This is a genomic window from Streptomyces sp. NPDC085932 (assembly GCF_044540525.1).
Lineage (GTDB): Bacteria > Actinomycetota > Actinomycetes > Streptomycetales > Streptomycetaceae > Streptomyces > Streptomyces levis.
This window is the reverse complement of record NZ_JBITSJ010000001.1, coordinates 564,191-576,687: the sequence shown is the minus strand read 5'-3', so window position 1 is coordinate 576,687 and position 12,497 is coordinate 564,191. Positions and strand designations below refer to the sequence as shown.

General features: G+C 75.0%; 2 protein-coding genes (1 of these 2 cut by a window edge). Both read left to right on the top strand.

The genetic code is table 11. The features are described from left to right. On the top strand, positions 1-5,349 hold the 3' portion of the coding sequence (locus ACIGAQ_RS02315; RefSeq protein WP_399778551.1) for an amino acid adenylation domain-containing protein. The gene continues 5,568 nt to the left of window position 1, outside the view; the window shows 5,349 of its 10,917 coding nt (coding positions 5,569-10,917); its start codon lies off the left edge, out of view; the stop codon is at positions 5,347-5,349. Continuing rightward, the gene (locus ACIGAQ_RS02310) at positions 5,349-12,497 is read left to right on the top strand and encodes an amino acid adenylation domain-containing protein (RefSeq protein ID WP_399778549.1); all 7,149 of its coding nucleotides are present in this window, start codon (positions 5,349-5,351) and stop codon (positions 12,495-12,497) included. Before ACIGAQ_RS02315 ends, ACIGAQ_RS02310 begins: the two co-directional genes overlap by 1 nt.

Below are 12,497 nucleotides of genomic sequence, written 5' to 3'. Positions count from 1 at the left end.
ATGTACCGCACGGGTGACCTGGTGCGCCGGGAGCGGGACGGGGCGCTGCGCTATCTGAGCCGGGTCGACCAGCAGGTGAAACTGCGTGGTTTCCGGATCGAACTCGGGGAGATCGAGGCCGCGTTGACGCGCGTCCCCGGGGTCGCCGAGGCGGCGGTGTCGGTGCGGGAGGACCGGCCGGGCGATCAGCGGCTGGTGGCGTACCTGGTCGGGGACGGCGCCGTGCCCGACGTGGGCGAGGTGCGCGAGCTGCTGCGGCGCGGGCTGCCGGAGTTCATGGTGCCGACGGCGTTCGTGACGCTCGGGGCGCTGCCGCTCACCCCGAACGGGAAACTGGACCGCAAGGCGCTGCCCGCGCCGGACGAGGCGGTCGAGCGGGCGGGACGCGCGCCGCGCACGCCGCGGGAGGAGATCCTGTGCGGGCTGTTCCGCGACGTGCTGGGCACCGCGCGGATCGGCATCGACGACAGCTTCTTCGACCTCGGCGGTCATTCGCTGCTGGCGAGCCGGCTGGTGAGCCGGATCCGCTCCACGCTGGGCGTGGAGCTGTCGGTGCGGCGGTTCTTCGAGACTCCGACGGTGGCCGGCCTCGCGGGCGCCCTGGACGGTGCGGGGCGGGCCCGTGCGCCGCTGACGGCACGCCCCCGGCCGGAGCGGGTGCCGTTGTCGCCCGCGCAGCAGCGGCTGTGGTTCCTGCACCGGTTCGAGGGTCCGTCGGCGACGTACAACGTGCCCACGGCGCTGCGGCTGTCCGGGCCGCTGGACGTCGCGGCCCTGGAGCTGGCGGTCGGTGATCTGCTGGAGCGGCACGAGAGCCTGCGGACGGTGTTCGCCGAGGACGAGGCGGGGGCGCGGCAGATCGTGCGGCCGGCGGAGGAGGTGCGCCGGGCCCTGGAGGTGTCCGAGGCGACGGAGGACACCGTCGACGCCGAGGTCGCCGCGGCGGCGCGGCACGCCTTCGACCTGACGACACAGATCCCGTTCCTGGCGCGGCTGTTCCGGCTGTCGCAGGACGAGCACGTGCTGTTGCTGCTCATCCATCACATCGCCTGCGACGGCTGGTCGATGACGCGACTGGCGCGCGATCTGACCACGGCGTACGCGGCGCGCCGCACCGGCGCGCGCCCGGACTGGCACCCGCTGCCGGTCCAGTACGCGGACTACGCGCTGTGGCAGCACGAGGTGCTGGGCGAGGAGTCGGACCCCGAGAGCGTCGCGGGCCGGCAGCTCGCGTACTGGAGGGAGGCGCTGGCGGGGCTGCCCGAGCAGCTGGAGCTGCCCACCGACCGGCCGCGTCCGGCGACCGCGGGCTACGGCGGCGAGCGGATCGAGTTCACCGTTCCGGCCGCCCTGCACCGGCGGCTCGGTGAGCTGGCGCGGGCCACGAACACGACGACGTTCATGGTGGCCCAGGCCGCGTTCGCGGCGCTGCTGACCCGGCTGGGGGCGGGCGAGGACATCCCGATCGGCACGGCGGTGGCGGGGCGTGACGACGCGGCGGCCGAGGACCTCGTCGGGTTCTTCGTCAACACGCTGGTGCTGCGCGCGGACACCGGGGGCAACCCGACGTTCCGGGAACTGCTGGCGCGCGTGCGGGAGCGGGACCTGGCGGCGTACGCCCATCAGGACCTGCCGTTCGAGCGGCTGGTGGAGGCGCTGAATCCGGTGCGCAGTCTGGGGCACCACCCGCTGTACCAGGTGATGATCACGTTCAACAGCGCGGCCGAGGCGCCGGGCGCGAGCGGGGTCGAGGCGGCCGGTGCGGACGGGACGGCGCTCGCGGTGACGCGGATGACGGCCCGGACCGAGGTGGCGAAGTTCGACCTGTCGCTCACCCTGGGCGAGGCGGCGTCCGCTTCCGGTGCGGCGGCGGGGATGCGCGGCGCGCTGGAGTACCGCACCGAGCTGTTCGACCGGGAGACCGCCGAGTCGATGGTGACGCGGCTGCTGGGCGTGCTCGGTTCGGTGGCGGCGGACCCGGACCTGCCGATCGGCGGGATCGGTCTGCTGGACCCGGCCGAGCGGCACCGGCTGCTGGTCGAGTGGAACGACACCGCCCGTCCGCAGCGGGAGGCGACCCTGCCCGAGCTGTTCGAGGAGCAGGTGGCGCGGACCCCCGGGCGTGCGGCGCTGTCGGCGGGCGGCACGACGGTGACGTACGCGGAGCTGAACGCGCGGGCCAACCGGCTGGCGCATCTGCTGGCCGAGTGCGGGGCCGGCCCGGAGCAGGTGGTGCTGATCTCCCTGCCGCCGTCGGTGGAGATGGGGGTGGCGGTCCTGGCGGTGCTCAAGACCGGCGCCGCGTATCTGCCCGTCGACCCGGGGTATCCGGCGGACCGGGTGGCGGTGATGCTGGAGGACGCGGACCCGGTGTGCGCGCTGACCTCGGCGGCCGTGCCCGAGGAGCTGTTCCCGCGGAGTCTGGCGCGGCTGGTGCTGGACGACCCCGCCGTGGCCGGGCGGCTGGCCGAGTATCCGCAGCACGACCTCACCGACGAGGACCGTACGCAGCCGTTGTCGCCGTGGAACGCGGCGTACGTCATCTACACCTCGGGGTCGACCGGGCGCCCGAAGGGGGTGCTGGTCGAGCACCAGCCGGCGGTCAACTATCTGGCGGTGTCGGCGGAGCTGTATCCGGGCGTGGGCGGTGAGGCGCTGGTGCACTCGCCGCTGTCGTTCGACCTGACGGTGACCGGTCTGTTCGCGCCGCTGCTGAACGGCGGTCGCGTCCACCTGGCCGACCTGGAGGCGCTGCACGAGCGGGGCCTGGCGGGCGAGGTGGCGGCGGAGTTGCCGCAGATGACGTTCCTGAAGGCGACGCCGAGCCATCTGCCGCTGATCACCGGGCTGCCCCCGGTGTGTGTGCCGCGGGGCGAACTGGTGCTGGGCGGCGAGTCGTTGACGGGACGGGCGGTGCGGGCGCTGCTGGACGCGCATCCCGGGGCGCGGGTGCTCAACGAGTACGGCCCGACGGAGACGATCGTCGGCTGCACCACGTGGGACGCCTCCGGCGCGGCGGACCTCGCCGACGGGGTGCTGACCATCGGGCGGCCGTTCCCGAACACCCGGATGCTGGTGCTCGACCGGTTCCTGCAGCCGGTGCCCGTGGGGGTGCCGGGCGAGCTGTACGTGTCGGGGGTGCAGCTGGCGCGCGGGTATCTGAGCCGGCCGGGGCTGACGGCGTCGCGGTTCGTGGCGAATCCGTTCGAGGGCCCGGGCGAGCGCATGTACCGGACCGGTGACGTGGTGCGCTGGAACCGGCGCGGGGAGCTGGAGTTCATCAGCCGGGTCGACGACCAGGTGAAGATCCGCGGCTTCCGGGTGGAGCTGGGGGAGGTCGAGGCGGCGCTGGCCCGGCATCCGGCCGTGTCCGAGGCGGTGGCGGTGGTCCGCGAGGACCGGCCGGGCGACCGGCGTCTGGTGGCGTACCTCGTGGCCGGGCAGCGGTCGGTGCCCGGCGACGCGGAGCTGCGCGACCATCTGCTGGCGTCGTTGCCGGACTACATGGTGCCCGCGGCGTTCGTGCGGCTGGACGCGGTGCCGCTGACCGGGAACGGCAAGCTCGACCGCAAGGCGCTGCCGGCGCCGGACTACGCGGCGCACAGCACGCGCCGAGCGCCCCGCACGCCCGGGGAGGAGGCGCTGTGCGCCCTGTTCGCGGAGACGCTCGGGCTGGAGACGGTCGGCATCGACGACGGCTTCTTCGACCTGGGCGGCGACAGTGTGCTGTCGATCCAGTTGGTGAGCCGGGCGCGCGGGCAGGGTCTGGTGCTGGGCGTGCGGGACGTCTTCGAGCACCAGACGGTCGCGCAGCTCGCTCAGGCGCTGGAGGCCGCCCAGCCGGAGAGCGGGCCCGGGCAGCCGTCTCAGGAGCAGGAGACGAGCGGGTCGGTGCCGCTGACGCCGATCATGGGCTGGCTGGCCGAACTGGGCGGTCCCCTCGCGCCGTTCAACCAGTCCGTGGTGGTGGCGGTGCCGGCGGACCTGGACCGGGACCGGCTGGTGGGCGCGCTGCGGGTGGTGCTGGACCGGCACGACTCGCTGCGGCTGCGGGTCGGCGCGGACTGGGCGATGTCCCTGGCCGAGCCGGGCACGCCGGACGCCGCCGCGCTGCTGGTCCGGCACCACGCGCCGAACCTGGACGACGCGGACGCGCACGGTGTGCTCACCGAGCTGGCGGCCGCGGCCCGCGACCGGCTCGGCCCGGCGGAGGGTGTGGTGCTGCAGGCCGTGTGGCTGGACCGGGGGCCCGAGCGGTACGGGCTGCTGGTGCTGGTCGCCCACCACCTGGCCGTCGACGCGGTCAGCTGGCGGCTCCTCGTGCCGGACCTGGCCGCCGCCTACGAGGGCCGGGAGCCGAGCCCGCGGGGCACGAGCTGGCGTCAGTGGGCGGCGGCGCTGCGGGAGCTGGCCGAGGACCCGGCGGTGGAGGCCGAGGCGGAGTACTGGGCGGGTTCGCCGGACGTGTACGAGGGGAGCGGGCCGGAGCCGACGCTGGATCCGGCGCGCGACACGCACGCCCGGTCCGGGCAGGTCGTCCTGGACCTGGACGCCGGGACCACCGAGGCCCTGCTCACCTGGGTGCCGGGAGTCTTCCACGCCGACGTCGAGGAGCTGCTGCTCACCGCGTTCGGCCTGGCCGTCGCCGACTGGCGGCGCGATCGCGGCCACGGCGGTGACGCGCCGGTCGTCGTCGACCTGGAGAACCACGGCCGCCACGAGCACCTCGTCCCGGGCGCCGACCTCACCCGGACCACGGGCTGGTTCACCACCCTGTACCCGGTGACGCTGCGCCACGAGGTCACGGACCGGGCGGACGTCCGGGACGGCGGTGCGGCGGCCGGGCGGGCCCTGCGGCGCGTGAAGGAGGGGCTGCGCGCGGTGCCGCGCGACGGCGTCGGCCACGGGCTGCTGCGCTACCTCAACCCGCGCACCGGACAGCGGCTGGCCGAACGGCCCGTGCCCGCCTTCGGGTTCAACTACCTGGGGCGGTACACGGGCGGCCGCTCGGCCGGCACGGCCGGACAGCCCGCCGCGTGGAGCGTGCTGGGCCGCGGCGTGGCGGGCCAGGACCCGCGCACCGCCCTGGCGCATCCGGTCGACCTGGTGGCGGGCGCCCATGACACCGGGCAGGGGCCGCGGCTGCACAGCGTGTGGACCTACGCGTCGGCCGTGCTGGGCGAAGAGGAGATCCGGCGGCTGGCGGAGGGCTGGTTCCGGGCCCTGCGGGCGCTGGTGGAGCACGCGAGCCGTCCGGAGGCCAGCGGTCTGACGCCGTCGGACGTCTCCCTCGCCGCGCTCAGCGAGGACGACATCACACGACTCGAAAGCGAATGGGGTTCCGTCTGATGGCCAAGTCGGGCTTGGAAGACATCCTGCCTCTGTCCCCGCTGCAGGAGGGCATGCTGTTCCACAACCTGTTCGACGGGGAGGAGCTGGACGCCTACAACGTCCAGGTCTTCGTGGAACTGGCGGGGAACGTGGACGCCGGCCGGCTGCGCGGGGCCGTCGGGGCGCTGCTGAAGCGGCACGCGAACCTGCGCGCCGCGTTCCGGCACGAGGGCCTGAAGCGTCCGGTGCAGCTCATCCCCCGCGAGGTGACACCGCCCTGGCGGGAGGAGGACCTGAGCGGGGTGCCGCAGGCCGAGCGGGAGGCGGTGGCGGAGCGGATCGCGGAGGAGGACCGCTGGCGGCGCTTCGACCTGGCCCGGCCGCCGCTGATGCGCTTCACCCTGATCCGCCTCGGGGGCGGCCGGCACCGGCTGGTGATGACCAACCACCACATCCTGCTGGACGGCTGGTCCATGCCGGTGCTGCTGCGGGAGCTGATGACGCTGTACACCGTGCGCGGTGACGCCTCGGCGCTGCCGCGGGTGCGCCCGTACCGGGACTACCTGGCGTGGCTGGACTCGCGGGACCGGGAGGGGGCCCGGCGGGCGTGGACGCAGGCGTTCGAGGGGTTCGACACGCCGAGTGTGGTGGCGCCGGACCGGGGTGCGCTGACCGCTGCGCCGGAGCGGATCCACTTCGAGGAGGACGCGCGGGTCAGCGAGGCGCTGACCCGGTTCGCCCGGTCGCACGGGGTGACGGTGAACACCGTCATCCAGGGCGCGTGGGGGCTGGTGGTGTCCCATCTGACGGGCCGGGACGACGTGGTGTTCGGGGTGACGGTCAGCGGCCGGCCGCCCGAACTGCCCGGCGTCGACACGATGGTGGGCCTGTTCATGAACACCCTGCCGCTGCGGGTGCGGCTGCGTCCGGCGGAGCCGCTGGCGGAGTTCCTGCGGCGGATGCAGGCCGAGCAGACCCGGCTGATCGACCACCAGTGGGTGGGGCTCGCGGAGATCCAGCGCTGGGCGGGCGCGGGTGAACTCTTCGACACGGCGATGGTGTTCGAGAACTATCCGCTGGACTCCAGCCGCAACCGCCCCACGGCGGCGGCCCCCGACGCGGACCTGCCGACCGTGCTGAAGATCCACTCCCGTGACCAGATGCACTATCCGCTGGGGCTGCTGGCGCTGCCCCGGGAGACGCTGCGTTTCTCGCTGGGCTATCTGCCGCAGGTGTTCGACGCGGCCCGTGTCGAGCAGGTCATCGGCACGTTCCGCCGGACGCTGCGTACCGTGCTGGACAGCCCGCGGACGCCGGTGGGCGCCGTGCCGCTGCTCGATCCCGAGGTGCGCCGCACGGTCGTGCGGGACTGGAGCGGCTCCGACGGCCCGCACCCCGCCGAGCTGTTCACCGGCCTGTTCGAGGAGCAGGTCGCGCGGACCCCCGACCGGCCCGCGCTGATCGCGCCCGACGGCCGGCTGACCTACGCCGAGCTCAATACCCGGGCCAACCGGCTGGCGCGGCGTCTGGTGGAGCTGGGCGTCGGCCCGGAGCGGTACGTGGCGATCGTGGTGCCGCGCCGCACCGACCTGGTCGTCGGCATGCTCGCGGTGCTGAAAGCGGGCGGCGCGTACGTGCCGGTCGACCCGGAGTATCCGGCCGAGCGGATGCGGCACATGATCGAGGACTCGGCCCCCGCGCTGGTGCTGACCACGAGCGACATGGACGCCCGCGTGGGCGAGGAGTGCGGGTGGCCGCTGACGTTCGTCATGGACGATCCGCGGCTGAGCCGGACCCTGGCCCGGCATCCGGGCCGCGATCTGACGGACGCCGACCGCGGTGCCCCGCTGCTGCCGCACCATCCGGCGTACGTCATCTACACCTCCGGCTCCACCGGCCGTCCCAAGGGCGTGATCACCGAGCACCGGGCGCTGTCGGCGTTCGTGCGGCACGGGCGCGCCGCGCAGAGCCCGCACGTGCGGGGCCTGTCGGTGATGCAGGCGTCGGCGTCGTTCGACCAGAGCGTCGGTTCGCTGCACACGCCGCTGATCAGTGGCGGCTGCGTCCGGCTCGCGGACCTGCCGACGCTGGCGGAGGCGGCGGTGCGGGAGGCGGACTTCGGCCGGGCCACGTTCCTGAAGGCCACGCCGTCGCACCTGGCGCTGCTGTCGACGATGCCCCGCGAGGTCTCCCCGTCGGGGCTGCTGACGCTGGGCGGCGAACAGTTGCGGGGTGAGCACCTGGCGGTGTGGCGGGCCCAGGCGCCGGAGGCGACCGTGGTGAACGTCTACGGTCCCACCGAGGCCACCGGCCACTGCCTGGAACGCTGGATCGGCCCGGGCGAGGAGGTCCCCGAGGGTCCGGTGCCGATCGGCGTGCCGCACGCGGGGGTGCGGGTCTACGTGCTCGACTCCGCGCTGCGGCCGGTGGCGCCCGGGGTGGCCGGCGAGGTCTATCTGTCGGGCGGCCAGCTGGCCCGCGGCTATCTGAACCGCGGCCGCCTGACGGCCGAGCGGTTCTGCGCCGACCCCTTCGGTTCGGCGGGCAGCCGGATGTACCGCACCGGCGACGTCGCCCGGTGGAACGGCGACGGCGAGCTGGTGTTCGTCGGGCGCGCGGACCAGCAGGTGAAGCTGCGCGGCTACCGGATCGAGCTGGGCGAGATCGAGTCCGCGGTGGCCGCCCAGCCCGGCGTCGTGCGCTCCGCGGTGGTGCTGCGCGAGGACACCCCCGGCGACCAGCGACTGGTCGCCTACGTCGTCACCGACCCCCGGCACTGGGACGAGTCCGCCGCCCTGGCGGGGCTGGCCCGGCGGCTGCCCGACTTCATGATGCCGTCGGCGCTCGTCACGCTGGACGCGCTGCCGCTGACCACGAACGGCAAGCTGGACGCCAAGGCGCTGCCCGTGCCGACGTACTCCTCGACGGGCGGCGGGCGGGCTCCGCGCACCGCGCGCGAGGAGATCCTGTGCGCGCTGTTCGCCGAGATCCTCTCGGTGTCCGACGTGACCGTCGACGACAGCTTCTTCGACCTCGGCGGCCACTCCCTGCTGGCCACGCGCCTGGTCAGCCGGATCCGTTCCACGCTCGGCGTGGAGCTGTCCATCCGGCAGTTCTTCGAGACGCCGACGGTCGCCGGCCTGTCCGGCGTCCTGGACGGTGCGGCCCGGGCCCGCACTCCGCTCGCCGCGCGGGAGCGGCCGGAGCGGATCCCGCTGTCGTACGCGCAGCAACGCCTGTGGTTCCTGCACCGGTTGGAGGGGCCCAGCCCGACGTACAACATCCCGACCGTGCTGCGGCTGACCGGGCCGCTGGACCGGCGGGCGCTGGAGCTGGCCCTGCGGGACGTCGTGGCCCGGCACGAGAGTCTGCGCACCGTCTTCGCCGAGGACGAGCAGGGCGCGCACCAGATCGTGCTGGATCCCGCCGAGGCCCGGCCGGACTTCGAGACGGCCGACACGACCGAGGACGGCTGGGAGGCGGACCTCGCCCGGGCCGCGCGGCACCGCTTCGACCTGGCGGCGGAGATCCCGGTACGGGCGCGGCTGCTGCGCGTCGGCGACACCGATCACGTGCTGCTGCTGCTCATCCACCACATCGCCAGCGACGCCTGGTCGCGCGGCCCGCTGGCCCGCGACCTGGCCACCGCCTACACCGCCCGGTCCGCGGACCGGGCGCCCGAGTGGCAGCCCCTGCCGGTCCAGTACGCCGACTACGCGCTGTGGCAGCGCGAGGTGCTGGGCGACGACACGGACCCGGACAGCGTCGCGGGAGCGCAGCTGGCCTACTGGCGCAAGGCCCTGGACGGGCTGCCGGAGCGGCTCGACCTGCCCACCGACCGGCCGCGGCCCGCGGTCGCCGGCCAGGCGGGCGACCGGGTGGAGTTCACGCTCGGCGCCGAACTGCACCAGCGGCTGGTCGAGTTGGCGCGTTCCACCGACACCACGCTGCACATGGTGCTGCAGGCGGCCCTGGCGGCCCTGCTCACCCGGGTCGGCGCCGGCCAGGACATTCCCATCGGCACCCCGGTCGCCGGACGCACCGACGACGCCACCGACCAGCTCGTCGGCTTCTTCGTCAACACCCTGGTCCTGCGCACCGACACCGGCGGCGACCCCAGCTTCCGGGAGCTGCTGAGCCGGGTCCGCGCCACCGACCTCGCCGCCTACTCCCACCAGGACCTCCCCTTCGAGCGCCTGGTGGAGGTCCTCAACCCGGCCCGCTCGCTGGCCCACCACCCCCTGTTCCAGGTGGTGCTGGCCCTGCAGAACGCCGGCCCGCGCGCGGTCGACACGGCCGGGCTGCCGCCGCTGCCGGGCGGCCTGGTGGTGTCCGGGCTCGGCGGCACGGCGACCGCGGCCAAGGTCGATCTCGGCTTCTCGGTGGTGGAGCGACGGGCCGAGGACAACACGCCCGCCGGGATGGCGGGCGTACTGGACTACAGCACGGACCTGTTCGACCGGTCGACGGCGCAGGCGCTGGCCGACCGCTTCACGCGCCTGCTGGCCGACGCGGCGGCCCGGCCCGGCACGGCGCTGAGCCGGCTGGACGTGCTCGGCGCCGAGGAGCGGCGGCGGGTGCTGCACGAGTGGAACGCCACCGCCAGGGGTCTCGCCCCGGCCACCCTGCCGGAGCGCTTCGAGGAGCAGGTGCGTGCGCGGCCCGGCGCCGAGGCGCTGGTGCTCGACGGCGTCGCGCTGAGCTACGCCGAGCTGAACGCCCGCGCCAACCGGCTGGCCCGGCTGCTCGTGGCGCGCGGTGCCGGGCCCGAGCGGCTGGTGGCGCTGGCGCTGCCCCGCTCGGCGGACCTGGCCGTCGCGGTCCTCGCGGTGGCCAAGGCGGGCGCCGGCTACCTGCCCCTGGACCCGGGGCACCCGGGCGAACGGATCACCGGCACGCTGGCGGACGCCGCACCGGTGGCGCTGGTCACCACCCGGGGGGCCGGGGCGAACCTCCCGGCGACGGACGTACCGGCCGTCGTCGTGGACGCGCCCGAGGTGCTCGCGGAGCTGGAGCGGGCCGGCTCGGCCGACCTGACCGACGCCGACCGGCTCGCGCCGCTGCGGCCGGCGCACCCCGCGTACGTCATCTACACCTCGGGCACCACGGGCCGCCCCAAGGGCGTGACCGTGACCCACGCGGGCCTGCCGGCTCTGGTGGACATCTTCACCGAGCAGTGCGGGGTGGGGCCCGGCAGCCGGGTGCTGCACCACCTCTCCCCCGGCTTCGACGGCGCCTTCTGGGAACTGACGATGGGTCTGCTGACGGGGGCCACCCTCGTCGTCGCCCCGCCGGAACTCACCCCCGGGCGGGAGCTGGCCGAGCTGGCGGTGCGGGAGTCGGTCACGCACGCCGCGATCACGCCCGGTGTGCTCCAGCTGATCCCCGAGGGGGCGCTGCCGGACGGCATGACGCTGGTCGTCGCCGCCGAGAGCTGCCCGCCGGAGCTGGTCGCACGCTGGTCCCCGGGGCGGCTGATGCTCAACTCCTACGGCCCGACCGAGGCGACCGTGTGCGCCACGATGAGCCGCCCGCTGACCGGCTCCCTCACCCCGCCGATCGGCGGCCCGATCGCCGACACCGCCGTCTACGTGCTGGACGCCGCCCTGCAGCCGGTCGCGCCCGGAGTGCCGGGTGAACTGTACGTCCAGGGCCCCGGGCTCGCCCGCGGCTATCTGGGCCGCCCGGGCCTGACGGCCTCCCGGTTCGTGCCCGCGCCCCACGGGGCGCCGGGTGGGCGGATGTACCGCACCGGTGACCTGGTGCGCTGGCGGGCGGACGGGCAGCTGGAGTACCTGGGCCGCACCGACACCCAGGTCAAGCTGCGCGGCATGCGCGTGGAGCCGGCCGAGATCGAGGCGGTCGTGGCGCGCCGGCCCGGGGTGCGGCAGGCCGCCGTACTGGTCCGTGAGGACACCCCGGGCGAGCGGCGGCTGGTCGGGTACGTGGTGCCGGAGGACGGCGCGGTCGTGGACGGCGCGGCACTGCGCGGGCAGATCCGCGAGGTGCTGCCGGAGTATCTGGTGCCCGCGGCGTTCGTGGTCCTCGACCGGCTGCCGCTGACCGCCAACGGCAAGCTGGACCACCGGGCGCTGCCCGCGCCGGAGTTCCGTGCCGGGGGCGGCCGCGCCCCGCGCAGCCCGCGCGAGGAGGTGCTGTGCCGGCTCTTCGCCGAGGTGCTGCGACTGGACCTGGTGGGGCCCGACGACGGCTTCTTCGATCTGGGCGGCCACTCGCTGCTCGCGGTCCGGCTGGCCGAGCGGGTCCGCGCCGAGCTGGGGGTCGAGGTGGCCGTGCGGGACCTGTTCGCGGCCCCGTCCGCCGCCGAGCTCGCGGCGCGGCTGGCCTCACGCGGCGACCGCGAACCGATGGAACGGCTGCTGCCCCTGCGCGCGGGCGGCCCGGCCCGGCCCGTGTTCTGCGTCCACCCCGGCTCGGGGATGAGCTGGTGCTACGCCGGTCTGGTGCGTCACCTGCCCGCGGACGTCCCCGTGTACGGCGTGCAGGCCGCGGGCCTGGACGGGGACGGGGGCCTGCCCGCGACGCTGGAGGAGATGGCGGCCGAGTACGTCGACCTGATCCGGCGGACCCAGCCCGAGGGGCCGTACCGGCTGCTGGGATGGTCGCTGGGCGGCAACGTGGCCTTCGCCATGGCGGCCGAACTGCGGGCGCGCGGACAGCAGGTGGAGCTGCTGGCGTTCCTGGACGCGTATCCGCGGCAGGCCGGCTCCGGCCCGGAGCCGGCGCTGGCGGACGTCTTCGCGCACAACCTGCGCGACGCGGGCTTCGAACTCACCGCGCCGGAGGAGGCCGAGCTGGCGTCGGGCACCTTCCCGGTGGCCCGCTACCGGTCGTTCCTCCAGGCCACCGGTGACCCGATGGGCCGGCTCGACGAATCCGAACTGGCCGCGGTGCTCGCCGTGTTCATGAACAACGCCCGGCTGATGCGCGGGCACACCCCGCCCCGTCACGACGGCGACGTGCTGGTGGTGGCGGCGACCCGGGTGCCGGGCGAGAAGCTCGCGCGCCGGGACCACGAGTCGTGGCGGCCGTACGTCTCGGGCCGCATCGACCGGGTCGACGTCGACGCCGACCATCTCGGCCTCGTGCAGTCCGACGCCGCGCTCGCCCGGATCGCCGAGGCGCTGGCCGAGCGGATCGGCTGA

Coding starts and splice junctions, on each gene's coding strand:
- ACIGAQ_RS02310 (WP_399778549.1), top strand. CDS start 5,349: ATGGCCAAGTCGGGCTTGGAAGACATCCTGCCTCTGTCCCCGCTGCAG.